This window comes from Paenibacillus sp. J31R34, assembly GCF_059383715.1.
The window spans coordinates 239661-258233 of record NZ_JBXENU010000006.1; the positions used below are offsets into that span (position 1 = coordinate 239661).

Annotated in this window: 14 protein-coding genes; 5 read left to right on the plus strand and 9 right to left on the minus strand. The window is 52.9% G+C overall.

Annotated elements, in window-relative coordinates; all coding sequences use genetic code 11:
- Positions 1 to 2: 2 nt before the first annotated feature.
- Complete coding sequence (locus AC50YG_RS18240) at positions 3 to 905, minus strand: LysR family transcriptional regulator (protein WP_494828793.1); 903 nt, start codon at positions 903 to 905, stop codon at positions 3 to 5.
- A gap of 225 nt (positions 906 to 1130) precedes the next feature.
- Here AC50YG_RS18240 and AC50YG_RS18245 point away from each other — a divergent pair, with 225 nt between their 5' ends.
- Complete coding sequence (locus AC50YG_RS18245) at positions 1131 to 2228, plus strand: YeiH family protein (protein WP_494828391.1); 1098 nt, start codon at positions 1131 to 1133, stop codon at positions 2226 to 2228.
- Positions 2229 to 2704: 476 nt separating this feature from the next.
- Here AC50YG_RS18245 and AC50YG_RS18250 read toward each other — a convergent pair whose 3' ends face one another.
- Positions 2705 to 4681, minus strand: coding sequence for a GTP-binding protein (locus AC50YG_RS18250; protein WP_494828393.1), 1977 nt, complete (start codon positions 4679 to 4681; stop codon positions 2705 to 2707).
- A gap of 320 nt (positions 4682 to 5001) precedes the next feature.
- On the opposite strand from AC50YG_RS18250, the gene AC50YG_RS18255 reads away from it, so the two are divergent.
- Positions 5002 to 6444 (plus strand): RICIN domain-containing protein, encoded by a 1443-nt coding sequence (locus AC50YG_RS18255; RefSeq protein ID WP_494828795.1) that lies wholly within the window; start codon positions 5002 to 5004, stop codon positions 6442 to 6444.
- Positions 6445 to 6565: 121 nt separating this feature from the next.
- Here AC50YG_RS18255 and AC50YG_RS18260 read toward each other — a convergent pair whose 3' ends face one another.
- The 3 genes from AC50YG_RS18260 to map form a co-directional block, all read right to left on the minus strand.
- Complete coding sequence (locus AC50YG_RS18260) at positions 6566 to 7072, minus strand: DUF5412 family protein (protein WP_494828395.1); 507 nt, start codon at positions 7070 to 7072, stop codon at positions 6566 to 6568.
- 430 nt (positions 7073 to 7502) lie between these two features.
- Positions 7503 to 9677 carry a bifunctional 2',3'-cyclic-nucleotide 2'-phosphodiesterase/3'-nucleotidase gene (locus AC50YG_RS18265; protein WP_494828797.1) on the minus strand — a complete coding sequence of 725 codons (2175 nt, stop codon included), beginning with the start codon at positions 9675 to 9677 and terminating at the stop codon, positions 7503 to 7505.
- Positions 9678 to 9911: 234 nt separating this feature from the next.
- Positions 9912 to 10658 (minus strand): type I methionyl aminopeptidase, encoded by a 747-nt coding sequence (map, locus tag AC50YG_RS18270; RefSeq protein WP_099518083.1) that lies wholly within the window; start codon positions 10656 to 10658, stop codon positions 9912 to 9914.
- A gap of 275 nt (positions 10659 to 10933) precedes the next feature.
- Here map and AC50YG_RS18275 point away from each other — a divergent pair, with 275 nt between their 5' ends.
- Positions 10934 to 11437 carry a hypothetical protein gene (locus AC50YG_RS18275; RefSeq protein WP_341280053.1) on the plus strand — a complete coding sequence of 168 codons (504 nt, stop codon included), beginning with the start codon at positions 10934 to 10936 and terminating at the stop codon, positions 11435 to 11437.
- Between the two features lie 243 nt (positions 11438 to 11680).
- The gene (locus AC50YG_RS18280; RefSeq protein ID WP_494828398.1) at positions 11681 to 13966 is read left to right on the plus strand and encodes an ATP-binding protein; all 2286 of its coding nucleotides are present in this window, start codon (positions 11681 to 11683) and stop codon (positions 13964 to 13966) included.
- Between the two features lie 135 nt (positions 13967 to 14101).
- Here the strand turns inward: AC50YG_RS18280 and AC50YG_RS18285 are convergent, their stop codons facing one another.
- The gene (locus AC50YG_RS18285) at positions 14102 to 14665 is read right to left on the minus strand and encodes a CatB-related O-acetyltransferase (RefSeq protein WP_494828799.1); all 564 of its coding nucleotides are present in this window, start codon (positions 14663 to 14665) and stop codon (positions 14102 to 14104) included.
- A gap of 159 nt (positions 14666 to 14824) precedes the next feature.
- Between AC50YG_RS18285 and AC50YG_RS18290 the strand changes: the two genes are divergently transcribed.
- The gene (locus AC50YG_RS18290; RefSeq protein ID WP_494828400.1) at positions 14825 to 15682 is read left to right on the plus strand and encodes a lipoate--protein ligase family protein; all 858 of its coding nucleotides are present in this window, start codon (positions 14825 to 14827) and stop codon (positions 15680 to 15682) included.
- Between the two features lie 93 nt (positions 15683 to 15775).
- Here AC50YG_RS18290 and AC50YG_RS18295 read toward each other — a convergent pair whose 3' ends face one another.
- The 3 genes from AC50YG_RS18295 to AC50YG_RS18305 all read right to left on the minus strand — a co-directional run bounded on the left by AC50YG_RS18295 (position 15776) and on the right by AC50YG_RS18305 (position 18475).
- On the minus strand, positions 15776 to 16219 hold the full coding sequence (locus AC50YG_RS18295) for a threonine/serine exporter family protein (RefSeq protein WP_494828402.1): 444 nt from the start codon (positions 16217 to 16219) through the stop codon (positions 15776 to 15778).
- Positions 16220 to 16240: 21 nt separating this feature from the next.
- Positions 16241 to 17002, minus strand: a complete 762-nt coding sequence (locus tag AC50YG_RS18300; RefSeq protein ID WP_473757271.1) for a threonine/serine exporter family protein — start codon at positions 17000 to 17002, stop codon at positions 16241 to 16243.
- A 90-nt stretch (positions 17003 to 17092) separates the two neighbouring features.
- Positions 17093 to 18475: an MATE family efflux transporter gene (locus AC50YG_RS18305; RefSeq protein WP_494828404.1), complete on the minus strand. Its 1383-nt coding sequence runs from the start codon at positions 18473 to 18475 to the stop codon at positions 17093 to 17095.
- Positions 18476 to 18573 lie beyond the last annotated feature (98 nt).

The window sequence follows — 18573 nt, forward strand, 5'->3', positions numbered from 1 at the left end:
CCTTAAATCGACTGCTGCGGCATGCCTTCACGGGTGCGCACCATTTCAATGAACAGCTCCGCCGCTTTCGTATGAAAAGCATCTTGCAGCGTAATAATCGAAAAATCACGCTGAACAGGCTGGCCATTGATGGTCAGCCTGTTCAGCGTCCCTAGCGTAATTTCTTTGCGTACAGCCCACTCCGATAGCAGCGAAATGCCGAGACCCGCTTCAACGGACTCCTTAATAATTTGCGTGCTGCCAAACGCCATAGGGTTCATCGGCCTAATATCGTATTGCTCGAACATTTTTTCCATTGCCGTCCGCGTTCCCGAGCCTTCCTCTCGCACAATCCAGTGCTCGCCTCGCAGCGCCTCAGCCTCTATGTCTTGCCGCTCCGCATAAGGATGCCCGGCGCCAACAACGACATACATAGCATCTTGGGCAAAGGGCTCGCATTGCAGCTTGTCCTGCTCCGGCAGCGCTCCCTCTATAATTCCAATATCCAGCTGGCGGGCTGCAACGAGCGCTGCGATGTCCTTCGTATTGCCTATAGTAATCGTTGGTGTAATAAGCGGGTACCGCGCCCTTAGACACGCAATCATATGCGGCAGCACATACTCGCCAAAGGTGAAGCTTGCGCCAATCGACAGCGCTCCGCTTGCCGTGTGAAGCAGGTCACCGAGCAGGCTCTGCATTTTCGCATGCAATCCGCTGATTTCCTTCGCATGGCGATACACGATGTCCCCCGCTTTATTCAGCCGGACGTACTTGTTGCTGCGATCCAGCAGCTTGGCGCCCAAAGCCGCCTCCAGCGACTGAATGTGCTGACTGACCGCCGGCTGCGTCATATGCAGCGCTTCCGCTGCGCGAGTGAAGCTGCGCTCCTCGGCAACAGCTATAAAAACGAGCAGGGATTGATCCATCATTCAAACATGCTCCTCTCTCTCTCTCTTCATTTGCTGTCTGTTCATGAAGTTATCATAAGTATTTAGTTATGATTATAATCATAACAATTTATTTTTCTTATCGTAAGCTATCCCTTATGCTTAATTTATAATTCAGACAGGAAGCATGCGCCCGTTATTTGACGGCATTGGCAGTAGAAGCAGCGGGCTGTTCGCTTACAGGATGAGGATGAGGTGTCAGCTATGAAAGCAGAAATAAACCCGATGATGATGACGCAGTCCTCCTCGGAAAAGACGGAGCCTCAGGGATCGTTATGTAGGGGTGCAAAGGGGCATACTGCGGCTTGGCTGGGCGGGGTAGCGCTGACAGGTGCTTTTGCCTCCACAGCTTATGCACTCGCCATGCTTCCCGGCTTCAGCCGCATGGGCCCGATGGCGATTGCCTTAATTGCCGCTGTGCTTTTTCGCCAGTTCGCTGGATATCCAGCTTTTCTCCGCCCTGGCATTCATTTTTCCGCCAAGCAACTGCTGCGGCTTTCAATCATATTGTTTGGACTCAAGCTGAATATGATAGTGCTGCTGGAGCAGGGGGCCGGCTTGCTGCTGCAAGCCGCCGCCACCATCCTCTTCTCCGTCCTCTTCACGCTGCTGCTCGCCCGCAAGCTCAAAGCCGATATGCCGCTGTCGCTCTTGCTCGGCATCGGTACAGGCATCTGCGGCGCGGCAGCCATTGCGGCTGTATCGCCGATTCTCAAAGCTCGCGGCGAGGATACCGCCGCAAGCGTCGGACTCGTTGCGCTGGTCGGCACGATTGCCGCGCTCGCTTACACCGCCCTCCTGCCGCTGCTGCCGCTAACCGCGGAGCAATATGGCGTTTGGGCAGGCATCAGCCTGCATGAAATCGCTCATGTGGCGCTTGCCGCAGAGCCTGCCGGACAGGATGCGGTTGCTCTGGCGCTGCTAGCAAAGCTGAGCCGCGTGTTTTTGCTCGTACCCGTCAGCTTTATACTGATGGCAATCATGAATCGCCGCCACCGCGAGATGGCAGCGAGTCCTCAAGAAATGAAGACCCGGCCTGAATTTCCATGGTTTTTGCTCGGCTTCATCGCCCTTAGTTTATTCGGGAGCATGACTGCTGGAACTCCGCTGGAACTGCCCGCTCGCGCCTTAAGCGGCATGTCCACGATTACAACCATCCTGTTGACGATGGCGATGGTTGGGCTAGGGCTGAACGTTAATCTGAGAGAGCTGCGCTCCCGGGCGCTTCGCCCGCTGCTCGCCATGACCATAACGTCGGTTCTGCTGTCGGTATTGTCCTTACTGTTCATTATGTGGCGCTAGGGCGCGTGCGCAAACTTGAGTCGACATACTGCGCCTCGCTTTGCGCATTTTTAGGCCGATCTCATCTGATGCTGCATGGTTCAGGAACTATAGCCTGCGAATGTTGCTGTGACCGACCACACCTAGCTTGCTCGCCACTTGTCCACAACTTGTACACAACTTGGGCTGCTCGCTCCTATGTTGGAATGTTGGAGGACTGTGATTCCGGTATTCTGGCTGTTGATCCGTTTTCGGGCCGTAGGCGGACAGGAAATCCGCTATTGCCCTCTTCATCCCAGCAAATTAGCCATTTACAGTGCATTAGCGGCTCCTGAGTCCGCGGCCTGACCCCAAACCCGTGATCCTATCGAAATAGCGCCTGCTGTGTCCACCAAGGCGGTCTTAGTGAAGAAAACAAACCACTGAAACGAAGAGCATGAGGCTGAACAGCTCCAGCCTAACTAGCTAATCTAGGCGCATCTAGGTATCTAGCGCATCTAGCTTTGCAGAGCCTTCCGCACGCTCAAAATATATTTCGACTGCTCCAGCGGATTGACACCGCGCCGCTGGCGCTCGGCTTTCACATCAAGCGGGCAAGGCTCATAACCAGCGAAAAAGGTGGCGATCGTGCCGCGACCTTTCGTCAGCGAGCTGAGCTCCACCGCATATTCCAGCGAGGTCGCTGCGGGAATGCGCCCTTCAATAATCATCCTGTCGCCATGCAGCACAGGCGCACCGAATGTGCCGCGCATCAGCGACAGGTCGTTCATTACTCGGCCCCCCGCCTCCTCGGGTACGACGATGCGGAACTGAAGCATCGGCTCCAGCAGCCTTGTACCCACAGACGCGAGCCCATTCATAATGCCCATTGGCGTTGCTACCGCAAAATCCAGCGGATGTGTATGCCACACATGATGCTGCCCTTCAATGAGCGTCACTTTAAGGTCAACGACCTCCCAGCCGTACAGCCCTTGCTCCAGCGCCTCCGGCACGCGCCGCGCCACCTCGCTTTGGTATTGCGGCAGCAAATCCTCGGAGCGCACCACCGAAGCATATTGCAGCCCGCTCCCCCGCTCGCCCGGCTCCATGCGAAACCGTAATACCGCCCAGCAGGGCTTGGGCATTAAATAGGAAATATACCCTTCGCCCACTTCCTTTAGCGTCTCCTTATAAATAACCGACGGCTGGCCGAACCGCACTGCAAGTCCATACCGCTGCTCAATAACACTCGTCAGTATTTCCAGCTGTATCGGTCCCATTACCTTCACATGCAGCTCCCGCTCATCCTGCAGCCACTGCACATTCAGCAGCGGGTCCTCATCGGACAGCTCCGTAAGCGCCTGTACCATTGCCGGATAATGCTGGGCATCGCCCCAATGGGCTTGAACGGTCAGCAGCGGCACAGCGAGCCGTGCCTCCTCGGGAACGGCATCCGGGCTGCCGATAATATCGCCGATCCGCACATGGGACATACCGCACACGGCTGCAATGCCGCCAGCCGCAAGCTCCCCGGCATCTTCGGAGCGGAAGCCGTCCATTTTGCGGATTTGCGTCACCTTCTCATCCATTTGCTGCGTGAAATTGCGCACGACATCACGATTGCGGATTTTCCCTTGATACAGCCGAATGTAAGCCATCCTGCCCATCACCTTGTCACGCTCAATCTTAAACACAATGCCCGAAGGCGGCGCCTCCGCCTCGCCGCCCGGCGCAGGCAAATACTCGATCATCGCGTCCAGCAGCGCCTGCACGCCAATGCCTTTGCTCGATGCGCCGTACAGCACCGGATGCACCTCCGCTCGGCGCGCCATCGCAGCGGCTTCCGCCCGCCACTGCGCCAGCGGCACTTCCTCGCCGCTGACATACCGCTCCAGCAGGCGCTCGTCCCGCTCCGCCATCGCCTCAAGCAGCGCCGTGCGCGCACCTTCATCCGCGCCCTCCGCCCACAAATCCTCCGCGCCAGCGAACTGCTGCTCGCTGCCAAGCGGACGCTGCACCGCGAGCAGATCCGCCGTCAAATAGCTGCGGATATCGGCAAGCACCGCTTCGTAATCGGCGCCGACGCGGTCCATTTTATTAATATAAATCAGCGTGGGGATACGCAGCTTACGCAAAGCATTCCAAATCAGCTCCGTCTGCGCCTGCACGCCTTCCACTGCGGATACGATCAGAACAGCGCCATCCATCACCCGCAGCGCGCGCTCCACCTCCGAGAGAAAATCGACATGTCCTGGCGTATCGACCAGCTGCACATGCGTACCCTGCCACTCCAATGCGGTCATTGCCGCCCGAACTGAAATGCCCCTTGCCCGTTCAACCTCCATGGAATCCGTTATCGTCGTTCCCGTATCGACACTGCCGAGTGTCCGTGTGCGCCCGCTGACATAAAGCATATGCTCGGTCGTCGTCGTTTTGCCAGCATCGACATGTGCGAAAATCCCGACATTGCGCCAATTCGCGCGGTTGTTTCCCATCCTTCTGCTCCCCTGTCCGCCTGGATCATCGCCGTACCGCATGGCGGCTTTATTTTGCTTTTAGCGTACCGCGATAGCGGTTTCACGTCAAATTCTGCGGCGCCCTCCACCCACCGTTTCCCCACCAAAAAAAGTAAAAATAATAGGATGCTTTTCCCTCTCTATCGTTGTACAATCTTATTTGCAAGCGCTTACTTTTTTGCCGCTCCTCTATCCACATGACCCGAGCAAAGCCTAGGCCGGGCTCCGATCAGCCAAGCGGTCCATGCTTACGCCGATGCTTGCGATGCCCTCATCAAATTCCAAGGAGGTTTTTTATGATGAAAAGCAAGTCCCGGCTTTTGCTCGCGTATGTGCTCACCGTCGCTCTGGCTCTCAGTCTGATGACCGTCCCTGCTGCCGCTGCTCCTGTCACGTTCGACAATGGCGTCCAGTTCAAAGACACCGCTGGCAACCCGATTCAAGCCCACGGGGGCGGCATTCTCAAGTCAGGCAGCTATTATTACTGGTTTGGCGAAAATCGCGATGGCGTCAATTACGTTTCCGTCTATCGCTCAGCGGATCTGAAAAACTGGGAGCTCCGTGCCCATGTTCTCAGCAAAACCTCATCGCCCGAGCTGGCAACCGCCAACATTGAGCGCCCCAAAGTCATTTTTAACGCGGCTACGAATAAATATGTGATGTGGATGCACAAGGAGAATGGCGTGGACTACGGCGATGCGCAGGTCGCTGTTGCATATGCCACCAACATTGAAGGCCCCTATACGTATCAGGGCAGCTTCCGTCCGTTAGGCTACGATTCCCGTGATATGACCGTCTACAACGACAATGGCACGGCTTATCTCATCTCTGCCACCCGCGTCAACGCCGATTTAAATATTTATCGCCTGACCTCCGACTTCCTTGGCATCGACTCGCTCGTCTCTACCCTATGGGTCGGTCAATACCGTGAAGCGCCTGCCATGTTCAAGCGGGGCAGCACCTACTTCCTCGTCACCTCCGGGGCGACTGGCTGGGCGCCAAACCAAGCGAAATATGCGACAGCCAGCAACATTTCCGGCACATGGAGCGGCCTGACGAATGTGGGCAACGGCAACTCCTTCAACTCACAATCTACGTATGTGCTGCCGATTGAAGGCTCGTCCACTACTTCGTTTCTGTACATGGGCGACCGCTGGGCCGGGGCTTGGGGCGGCACGGTCAACACCTCGGAATATGTGTGGCTGCCGATAACCTTCCCTTCATCCACCACCATGACGCTGGACTGGGCTGACCAGCTTACGATTGACACGGCGACGGGCACCATCACCGGCACTGTAGCGCCACCTGTCAACACGACGTCCTGGTATAAAATCACTAACCGCTCCAGCAGCAAGCTCCTTGGCGTCACCAGCGGGGGTACGACGGACGGCGTGCAGATCGAGCAATACACCGATGGCGGCTGGACGAGCCAGCACTGGCAGTTCACCGACGTAGGCGGACGCTACTATACGATCAAAAACCGCAACAGCGGCAAAGTCATGGACATCACCAGCAGCTCGGTCGCAGACGGCGCCACTGTCATTCAATATACGAGCAACGGCGGGCTCAATCAGCAATTCCGCATTCTCAGTGCCGGAAGCGGCTATTTCAAAATCATGAACGTCAAAAGCCGCAAAGTACTTTATATTACGGGAGGCTCCTCCGACAACGGTGCCGACGCCATCCAGTGGACGGACGATAACAACACGAATAAGCATTTTTCCTTCACGACGACGAGCTAGCCTGTTTTTGCCGCCATAATATTCGCTTCAAAGCAAACAGATGACCCTGCCTGCGCAGAGTCATCTGTTTTTAATAGATTAGGACACATCCCCAATTCCCTATTCGCCTTCAATTCTGTATTCATCCTTGCGGAGGCATCGTTTTATTTACATGCGAGGTATCGCGGAAATCAAAAACCTCATTTTTCGAAATATCCAATGTTTCTCTGCCAATTTTCACCACGCCACTGTGAGCCCACTGAATCGCCGGACTGCGGTCATAATCATTAAAGTAGATCGTCTTGCTCTTCCCACTCTCCATATCCACAACTTCAGCTCGTGCTGTTCTATAAAAAAGCCCATTATAGTGATACGTCCGAATTATATATTGACCATCTGGAGAGACGACAGCGCTTGGATTCAACTCCCCTTTTGGAAGAAAATCAAGATTATTAAAATGATTATAGCAATATATCCCTACCACAAAGGCACCGATTACTGTCAGCGTCAAGCTCACCTTCGGCAGCTTTTTAGATTTTCTAATTAGACTACCTACGAACAATAGGATAAAAACCAATAAACAAATAGCCGTGGTAGCAGTCACCGCCAGCATTAGATATAAAAGTACATCATACATTTTTTCACTCATGTAGCAGCATCCTTTCCATGACGTGCGATACCAGCAAAGACAAGCACAAGGACTGGATGCGCGCGGATGCTCTCTCTTTTCTTGGCGGACTGGCATTCCGCTATTTTAGCGTTTCGAGCGATTTTAGCAGGTGAACGGACAGGAAATCCGCTATTCCCTTGATCATGGCGTCAAAACAGGGGTTTGAGAACCAATAGCGACGCCTGAGTCCGCAAACACCTCCAAACCCCCCGGTTTAGACAAAATAACGTCATCTGTGTCCTCCAGACCAGACTCCACCTTGATCAGACTTCCCTCCTACAATTAAATAACACCCTTCGAGCATTCATCCAAACAGCCGCGGAAACCCAGGGGCCGCAAGGACGAATTTCGAAAGGGTGTTGTCTTTTCTCAAATGGCTAGCCTCCAAGCATGGAAGGCTCCGCTCTTCCTATTTCACTGCCGGAATCAAAATCTTCTGCCCAATGGATAGGCGATTCGGGTTCGCCAGCTTATTATAGGCCGCAAGCTTCTGCCAGGTGGTGCCGTGATTTAATGCGATGCGGTACAGCGTGTCGCCGCTTTTCACAATATACACCGTATCCTGCGTTGTACCGGTCGCCGGCTTCATCGGTGTCGTTGGCGTGGTCGGCTTCGTTGGGCCCGGCTCCGTTGGCTTCGTTGGCGTGGTTGGTGTCGTCGGAGTCGTTGGCGTGGTCGCGCCAGCGGACAAATTAATTTTGAACTCCGCATAGCCGTCATCGGTTTCGCCTACATACGACAAAGCGTCAAGCGAATCCGCGAGCGTCTTGGCAGCAGGCGACGTTTTGAACGAAACGTTGACGTCCTCTTTGATCGCCGCGAGCGACCAGTTGCCGTCAGCGGCAGGGTCAATCGTCTTGTTCGAGCGAATATAATCTATGACAACCTGACGGTTCTCATCTGGCGAAGCCAAAACGATCCGTTTGCCATCCGGATTCGCGAACTTGCTCGACGAGGCGCGGTAATTATTCGACGCTACGATAAATTTTTGCTTCGGATCAATCGCTTTGCCATCAAATTGCAGATTGACGATACGGCTCGATTTTTCACTAACCGTCGTTCCCTTGGCATCATATTTGGCTGGCTGGGTCACATCGATTTGATACGTTACGCCGTCAATGACGTCAAAGTTGTAGGTCGGGAAATCCAGATTGACCAGCTCTTGCTTTGCTGTCGACAATGCATCAATCTGGTTGAATTGCCCAGCGGACCATTCCAGCCATTCCTTCAGCTCGGCACCTGTAACTAATACAGCGTTAACGGTGTTGGAGTACAAGTACAGGTCGGCTACGTTTTTAATCGCAATATCACCAGCCGCAATATCCGTGTAATAGTTCGGGCCTTGGCGTCCGCCTGCCTTGAACGGCGCACCTGCGGACAATACCGGTATGCCCTCGTATTCCGTCCCTTGCATTTGCTTTTCTACATACCATTTTTGCGCGTTTGTTACAATTTGGATCGATGGATCATCCTGCACGAGCGCAAACCAGCTGTTGATTGGCGCCGTCGTCTTGCCTACCGGGCCGCGAATATAGTCGAGCGTATGCTCATGGTCTTCTTCTACGGCTTCCAGCACCTCTTGATCCGCTTCTACAAGCGGCTGCTTGTTCACCGCATCAAAGATCGGCTTAACCTCAACCTTGGAGTCCACAACCGACCATTTGCCGCCCGCCAGCTTCAAATCAAGGTCAATAATGCCGAGATTATTGCCCCAGAAGCCCGGCTCGACCGAAGGCACGCCGTTAATCGTCCCTTTTTCCAAATCTACGCCCGGCTTGCCCTCGAACGACTTGTCCGGGAACACCTTGTGGGCGTGGCCGAACAAAATCGCATTAATATCCTTGACCTTGCTAAGATACAGCACGGAGTTTTCCATATTTTCAGCCTGCGGAATATCCTCAAAGCCCGAATGCGGAATCGCAACAATGATGTCGGCACCCTTCGCCTTCATCTCGGGAACGAACTTCTCCGCCGTTTTGATGATATCCTTGGCAATAACCTTGCCTTCGAGATTCGCCTTATCCCACTGCATGACCTGCGGCGGCACGAAACCGATGACGCCTACTTTAAGCTTATGTGCTGCGCCGCTCTCATCCTTCACTTCCTTGTCTAAAATCAAATAAGGCGTGAACATATTTTTATCATTTGATTCGTCTTTATCTTTGTCATCCACATAGATGTTCGCATTGACGTAAGGGAAATCCGCCCCCGCCAGCGAATTATTCAGAAAATCCAGCCCATAGTTGAACTCGTGGTTGCCCAAATTCCCAGCATCGTAATCAAGCAGGTTCATCGCCTTGTACACCGGATGCGTCTCGCCCTGCTTCAGCGGGTTAATAACCGCCGTGTAGTCGCCAAGCGGGTTGCCCTGAATCAAATCGCCATTGTCAAAAAGCAAGCTGTTCGTCGCCGCTTCGCGCGCCTGCTTGATGAGCGTCGCTGTTTTGGCAAAGCCATACTCATCGGTCGGCTTGTCCGCAAAATAATCATAGTTCACCATGTTCACATGCAGATCGGTCGTTTCCATAATACGCAGCTTTACTGTGCTGCTGTTCACCGATGCCGCTGTTGCCGTAAAGGGCATTGCCACCAAACCAACAGTAACCGCAATAGATAAAGCACTTCTCCATACGACTGACGATCTCAACAAATGAATACCCTCCCCAAAATGACTGAATTCATGTAATGATCGCGTTATGTAGGCCGAGCTTTTGGACGATCATTCCCATCATTCCATTTATTTTAGATGAATTATCCAAATTTGTCATGCAGAAAAAAGAGGGATCTCTCCCTCTTTGCGTTATATACGTGTAATATTTTATTGTTGGGTCAAAATAAGCGGACCATCCTTCGTAATCGCAATCGTATGCTCATACTGGGCAGACAGCCTTCCATCCCGCGTCCGCGCGGTCCATCCATCAGAATCCAGCTTGCTGAAATAAGTGCCCGCGTTCAGCATCGGCTCAATTGTGAACACCATGCCCTCTTTAATTCTAGGCCCTTTATCCGGCGGGCCATAGTGAGGCACCTGCGGATCCTCATGCATGTCCTTCCCAATACCATGGCCGATAAAATCACGCACGACCGAGAAGCCTTCCGCCTCCGCATACGACTGAATCGCGTGAGATACATCGCCAATCCGCTTGCCGATTAGCGCTTGCTCTATGCCAAGATACAGCGATTTTTCCGTTACCGCCAGCAAATGCTTTGCTTCATCGGTTACTTCCCCAACCGCATAGGACCATGCCGAATCGGCAAGCCAGCCGTTCAGGTTGACGACCATGTCGATGGTCACGATATCGCCTTCTTTGAGCTTTTCCTTCTTCGGAAAGCCGTGGCAAATAATATCGTTCGTGGAGGCACAGGTCGCATATTGATAGCCGTTATAGCCTTTTTGCTCCGGCGTTGCGCCATTTTGCTTCATAAATTTTTCCGCGAACTGGTCGATTTCATGCGTTGTGATGCCGGGCTGAATGAGCTTGGCAATTTGCCTATGGCATTCCGCCAATATTTTACCCGCCTCATGCATGCGGTTGATTTCCGCCTCGGTCTTAATAATGATCATTTCCGTTCCTTCTTTCCATCAAATTAACCCGGCTTCGTCCCGGGACTTCGCCAGAAGCTCCGCTAGAAGCCACATGCCTATGCCCATCGTAGCATATTATGATAAATATGCGAACATGGGCTGGGCCATGACGCTGCTTTTTCGCTTGCTTCCTAGACTTTAGTCTAGTCCGCTGCTTTACCTCAAGCATGACGACATACTGCGGGGGGCTGTGCTATGCTATTGTAGCTAAGAAAAACAACGGATAAATAAACAAAAGAGGAGAGATAAGAAAAATGTTAAAGCGCTCGATTATCGGCCCCGCCCTTATGCTGATTGGTGTATTTCTTTACTTCAACCAAGGCCAGTCATTTGGAGCAGGCGCTGTGTTCGCGAATTTTTGGGCCAGCATGTTCATCATTCCGCTAGGACTGTTTTTCCACTGGCTGTATTTTGGCGTGACAGGTGGCAAAGGGGTCGGCCTGCTCATCCCGGGAGGCATTTTGTTCACCGTTGGACTCGTCTGCCAGCTCTCCACGTTATTCTCGGCGTGGCATATTCTGTGGCCAGGCTTCATTCTGGCGGTAGCCGTCGGCTTGTTTGAATTTTATTGGTTCGGCAGCCGCAACAAGTGGCTGCTTATCCCGATTAACATTTTAGCCGTCCTGTCGCTGCTGTTCTTCGGCGTCTTCTCGCTGAGCGCCGCCTCCGGACAACTTGCCACCGTGCAGCCGCTGCTCGCCATTGCTCTTATTATTGTAGGAGCCTTCGCGATGCTGTCGCGCAAGAAAGAGCAATAATCGATTAGACAACAGCCTCCGGCTCCGCTTGAAGGGATCGCCCTTCTATAGCGGAGCCGGTTTTTTTATGCCTTATGCTCCCGTTTGTCCCTCATCGACATCAATATAGAGCATTTATAACTATTTTCCAAATTAATATTAAGCAGTAAAATAGTCTCTATCTCCTCTCACAAACAAGGAATTTGCCTTTAAGATGTCAAATAATACAGAAGCATCCGCGACCATGGCCAGGAGGAATAGGATTTGTCGATCAGAGCGAAGCTCGTTTGCCTCATATCGGTTACCGTTACCGTGATTTTGCTACTCAATATTACAATCTACTATATGTCTTCCAAGGATGAGCTGCAACGGAACGCAGAGCAGCAAATGCGCTTTATTGGCAATCAGATAGCCGTCTCCATCGCCTCGGCCGAGCAGAACAGCCAGTTGACAGAGGACGCGCTGGGGGAGCGTCTGCGCGCCGTCGCGATTGCCATACAAAGCAAGCTCGATCCCGATATTAAAAATGTCCGCAACAGCGAGCTCCTCCAGCTAAGCAAGGAGCTGGGCGTTGATCACATTACGCTGTGGATCCAGACGAAAGACGATATTTTATCAGTCCGCTCGACGAACCCCGATGAGCTCTATATGAGCCCGAAAACATGGAACTACTGGTATACCGCCTTTACCCAGCTATTCGAGCAGCATAAGGTTACGATTCCCGAAGGACAGAAGCTGGAGAATTTTTGGGCGGGACCGATCAACTTTGGCACCTCCGACCCCGATAAAGTGTTTAAATGGGGCAACTATTATGACGGCACGACCAACTATATGATTAATCCTTATATTCATGCGCAAACTTTTTTGGACAGCAAAAAGAAATATGGTGCGGATGCCATCGTGGCCCAGATTATGCGTGATAAAAATAATATTCTCGAAGTGACCGGCTTCGACCCTGCCTACTTCGGCAAGGCACCTGCTGTCAGCATTAAAAATGGAACCGTTGTCTATAATCTCGATGTTCGCAACATTATTTTTGGCCAATATTATTATAAGGACTCGGTTAATGACCACCTAAATACGCTGAAAGCAATTGAGAAAAACGAAGTCGTTACCATTGAAAGCAAGCTGAACAGCAAGCAGGTCATCAAGAGCTTTATTCCCGTTCAGGGACCCAAGCCGTACGTTATTAGCATTACCTTCAACAACTCCGCTCTGCAGCAAACGCTCATGCGCCAGGTTTTGACGCAAGGCGCAATATCTCTTGGCCTGATTTTGGCGACGGTGCTGTGCAGCTACTTCATTTCCGGCTTTATGGTCCGCTCGCTTAATCAAATCGTCTGCAAGGTCAATGAAATTTCCAATGGCAACTTCGGCGCCCGCATTTCCTTAAAAAGCAATGATGAATTCGGTGTATTGGCTGATCGCGTAAATGCGATGGGGCAAAATCTTCATACGTATATGAACCGGCTGACCGAATCGGCGGAAGAGCTGCGGCAGACGAAGCAGTATTTGGAATCGTTCGTCAATCATACCTCTGATGCGATTCATGTCTCCAACCTGCACGGCTCTGTCATTCAGATGAATAAAGCGTTTGAGAAAATGTATGGCTGGACGGAGGAGGAGCTGCTTGGCCAACCGCTGGACAACATGCCGCCTGAGCTTGCGATGGAGGGCACCTTTATGCTCGAGTTCATCCAGCAAGGCGGCTCCGTCGCCGATTACGATACGATGCGCTATGACAAGAGCGGCAGGCTGCTCGATGTGAGCATTACCGTCTCTTCGATACGCGATGAGCAGGAGCAGATTATTGCGATTGCGACGATTTCGCGGAACATTACAGCGCGCAAGCAGACGGAAGAGGTGCTGCGACGCTCGGAGAAGCTGTCCGTCGTCGGGCAGCTGGCGGCTGGCGTCGCCCATGAGGTGCGCAATCCGCTAACGACGCTGCGCGGGTTTGTCCAGCTGCTGAAGAAAAATGGCCAGCTGGCGCCCGCCTACATCGATGTTATGCTGTCTGAGCTGGACCGGATTAATTTTATCGTCAGCGAATTTCTTGTGTTTGCGAAGCCGCAGGCGAGCCGCTTCCAGCGTGCCAACATTCATGAGATTATGCGCGGCATCGTTATGCTGCTCGATTCCGAGGCGAATATTAGCAATGTCCAGTTCACAACCCGTTTTGATAATGAAATACCCGAATTGAAATGCGAGGTTAATCAGCTAAAGCAAGTATTCGTCAATATTATTAAAAATGGGATCGAAGCGATGCCGGAAGGCGGCGAGCTCGACATTGACCTGTCCTACACGCCAACTACCGGCATTATTATCCGTATTACCGACCATGGCTTCGGCATTACCGAGGACAATCTGTCACGGCTCGGCGAGCCGTTTTTCACAACGAAGCAGGAAGGCAACGGGCTTGGCCTGATGGTGTGTTATCAAATTATTGCCAATCATCGCGGCACGATGTCCTTCCAAAGCAAGAAAGGCATTGGCACGCAGGTAGAAATTCGGCTGCCTGTCATACAGGACGTGCCTCCGACCGGATAGCAGGCTGCGACTCACAAGCACAAGGGAAAGCAAGTGCACGCTGTAGCATATGTACGATCTACAAAAAAAGATGGGGCAGCTGCTCGCGCTGGCTGCCCCGTCTTTTTTGCATTTTTCTCCCGCACATCCATTTCCTCAATAGCCATGCGATTCGCAGTAATCCAGAAAGGCTTTCATATCATGCGACGCGATGAGCGGCACCACCTTCTGAATGCGCATCGGCGGCCAATCCCACCATTTGATGCGCAGCAGCTTGGCAATAACTTGGTCGCTGAAGCGATACCGAATGAGGCCTGCTGGGTTGCCTCCAACGATTGCATAAGGCGGAACATCCCTCGTTACCGTCGCATTCATGCCGATGACCGCTCCATCGCCAATCGTAATGCCAGACATAATGGTCGCATGTGTACAGATCCAAACGTCGTTGCCGATGACGACATCACCATTTGTTTGCGGCTGGCCGGTAATGTGCAAATGCTTCGATAAAAAGGAAGTAAAAGGATAAGTCGATACCCAATCCGTACGATGGTTGCCTCCTAGCATGACTGAAACGCCTCCGGCAATACAGCAAAATTTGCCGACTGTCAGCTTCGTTCCCTCCCCCCAGGAGAAAACATTTGGTTCACCGAAGGTGTATTCGCCAATTAGCGTATGCCCATCCTTATGCTTTGCAGGGAATACCGTTCGCAGCAAGTCCATGTCCACTCTATCACTCCTTCCATACGGTGCAGCGAGCTAAAATAATATATTCAACAGCTTGCCTTTTCGCTTCCGCTCCTCTACAGAGACAGGCTGGACTTCTATCCCCGGCGCTTAGTATGATGGAGAAACAGGAAGCTTAGAGAGGAGCAGCTCACGATGACGATACAGCCAGCAGGACCGGTTCCCGAACTGCAAAATCTGCTGCTGCTTGACCGGATGAACGATTATTCGCAGACAGATCCGCTTTACCCATTCGCCCTAGATGAGCTGCTGTGCCGCAGCACCGGACAGGGCGGACCCGCGATATGCCATATTTGGCGCCACGAGCGCGCCTTCATACTCGGCCTGCGCGACAGCCGGCTGCCGCTGGCGGGCGACGCCTCCCGCTGGCTTGAATCGCTCGGCTACAAGGCAGCGGTGCGCAACTCCGGCGGTGCGGCGGTGCCGCTTGATCCGGGCGTCGTCAACATTTCGCTCATTTTGCCCAAGGCGAATACGCTCGATTTTCATTTTCATCAGGACTTTGAGCTGATGTACAGCCTCATTCGTTCCGCGCTCGCCGGGGCTGGCGTCCCGGTCGACAAAGGTGAAATCGCAGGTGCGTATTGTCCCGGCGATTTCGACCTCAGCATCGACGGCTTCAAGTTTTGCGGCATTGCGCAGCGTCGCCAGGCACACGCCTATATCGTGCAGGCGTTCGTCGTCGCCGAAGGCGCAGGCCAGGAGCGGGCGGCGCTGGTCCGCTCCTTCTATGAGCGGGCAGCGGGCGACGCCGAGCCAGGAGCGCATCCGCTCGTAGAGAGCAGCAGCACGGCCAGCCTCGAAGAGCTGGTCGGCTTGGCGCAGGGCGGCGGCGCGGAGCGCTTCGCGGACGCCGTCAAGCAGATCATCCGCAGCGGGCAGACGGCGGATGGCCTTGCCGAAGCAGCGGCTCGGCTCCAGATGCCGTCGCCTCAGCAGATTGAAGACATGGCGCTGCGCTTGCGCGGACGCTATGCGACCACGCAGACGTAGCGCCTATGGCTAGGCGTGGCCAAAGCATGGCCACACATACAAAATGCCTCCTGCCCTGCTGCGAAGCAGCATAAGCAAGAGGCATTATTAGGGTCATGATGATCGCGGCGTTCTGCGAAATATAATATAAATGACCTCGGAGAAGACGAGTCCGATGGCGATAGAGCCTGAAATCATGAAAGCCTGCATGGCAAGCTCGACAGCTACGACATATTCCTCCTGCACAATATGGCGCATCGCATCATAGGCGATTTTGCCCGGCACAAGGGGAATAATGCCCGCCGCGCTAAATACAATGATTGGCGTACGATAATGCTTCGCCATTATTTGGCTAATAATGGTCACCACGCAGACGGCCAGCAGCGTCGCCGGAATCGTCCTCATTTCAAACGCGCTGCACACGGTATAGGTAAGCCACCCCGATGCGCCGACCAATCCGCACTGTACCAAGCGATGCTTCTGCACACCGAAGATAAGGCTGAACGCAGCGCAGGCCACGAAGCTGACGGCAAGCTGTTCAAGCAGCTGTACAACCATCGTTTCTCCCTCCTTTTAAGGCTACGGATATACGGACAACACGAAAGCAATGCCAGCACCGATGGCAAAAGCAATAAGAAAGGCCTCAGCGCCCTTGGACAAGCCCGAGACGAGATGCCCCGCCATCAAGTCCCTTACCGCATTCGTAATATGAAGGCCGGGCACGAGCGGCATAATCGAGCCGATAATGATTTTATCCAAATTATGCCCGAAGCCGAGCCATACCATTAGTACAGCGAGCGAACCGCTAATGACCGCCGACAAGAAGCTCGCGAAAAAAGTAATCGGCATTATGCGGTGCAGCGTCAGCAAGCACAAAAAGCCGATGCCGCTCGCAAGCGCCACCGGAAGAAAGTCGTTCCAGCTGCCGCGGAACATAATCAGGAAGCAGCCGCTTGCAATAGCGGCAACCAGCACCTTAAGCCAAGCCGGATAATCTTCCTTCGCCTGTTCAATATCCTGCAATTGCTTATAAGCCTCATGACGCTGCAAGCTTCCTTGGCAAATGCGCCTGGAAATATCATTGACGAGCGTCACCTTCTTCAAATTCGTCGAGCGTTCCGAAATCCGAACGAGCCGCGTCGACTGCGCAGCGCCATCCAGCGCAAAAATAATGCCCGTTGGCGTCACATAGCTGTAAGCACTCGCCACACCGTAAGCCTCGGCGATCCGGACCATCGTATCCTCAACCCGGTACGTCTCCCCGCCATTTTGCAAAATAATTTTACCCGCCAGCAAGCAAATGCTCGCAATATCCTGACCATCATTGTTAGCGTAATCCATACGTAGCCAGCCTCCCTAGCTTCGCAGCCTCAGCACTTTATCACCGGATGGACGACAAGCGTCTGTCCGCTTGCAAGGCCCATCCTTCCTTTAATGCGAGACTGTATGCTCTACAAAGTCCGGTTTCACCAGCGCATGCCGTTCCCACTTCCGGCTCTTCCACCGGAAATACATAATGACCGCGCGCAACCACTCATCCGTCGCAATAGCCAGCCAAATGCCCGCCAGTCCCATGTCCAGATGAAAAACAAGATAATAACCGAGCGGCACGCTTATGCCGACCATCGTAACCATCCCAATCCAGAGCGGAAACTTCGCATCCCCGGAGGCCCGCAGCGAATTGACCAATATAATATTGATCGTTCGCCCCGTCTCCAGCACAATGCTGTACAGCAGGACATTTGCTCCCAGCCGTATAATGTCAATATCATCCGTGAATAGGCCCATCAGCTGCTCGCGGAACAGCAGCACGAACACAAGCATAACCATCGTCGCTCCGCTGGCCCACAGCACGCTTGCCAATACCTGCTTGTACGCAGCGTCGCTGCGCCCGCCGCCGACGTAGCGGCCTACCATAATCGCTGTTCCCATGCCGACCGCCATCGCGAATAAATAGATCAGCACCGATATATTCGAGGCGTATTGCCGAGCCGACAAGGACGCTTCACCGAGAAACGTCACATAATACAGAAAGATCATCTGGCAGCTCTGGTACATCACCTGTTCAAAAGCCGATGGAACACCGATCTTTAATATTTTGCGAATAAATTCCTTCGACATCTTGAAAAAATACTGCAGCTTCACCTTAAATACCATAACCCGATTCATCAGCCAGAAAAACACCAGCATCGCCAGCAGGCGGCTGACAACCGTCGAAATGGCCGCACCTTCAACACCAAGCTCGGGAAAGCCGAACTTGCCAAAGATTAGCACATAGTTGCCGACTAAATGTATAATATTCATTCCCAATGATACCAGCATGGCTTCCTTCGTGAAGCCGTATACCCGAATAATTGCAGAAAGTGAATTAATAATCGCCTGTAAAAAAATAAAGCCGCCTACAATTCGCAAATAGCTTTGCGCATAGGCCAACACTTCCCCTTGCAGATGCAAGCCCTGCAGGATGACATTGCCGAACAACAAACAAGATAAGCTCATCAGCAAGCCCGCCAAAAGATTAAGCGAAATCGCCAGCGCCGACAGCTGCGCAGCCTCGACCAGCTTCCGCGAGCCAATATATTGCGCGACGACAATCGATGCCCCGTTGCCGATAACCTCCATAACAAGCAGCATAATGTGCAAATATTGATTGGATGCACCTACGCCGGAAACAGCATTGTCGGACAGCTTGCTAAGCATGAATGTATCCGCCGTTCCCATCATCATAAACAAAAATAATTCCAAAAATATTGGCCAAGTCAAGAAAAAGAGACTATTGTCCCGATCCCGCTTAACCCCCAGCTTAAATCCCAAGATGTCACCTTCTCCAGCTCATAATCCCAAGCGTAAACGGCGCTGTCGCCGTACTTAGCGGCGCGGCGCGTTTCATTCCGAGAAATATAGAGAAAGGC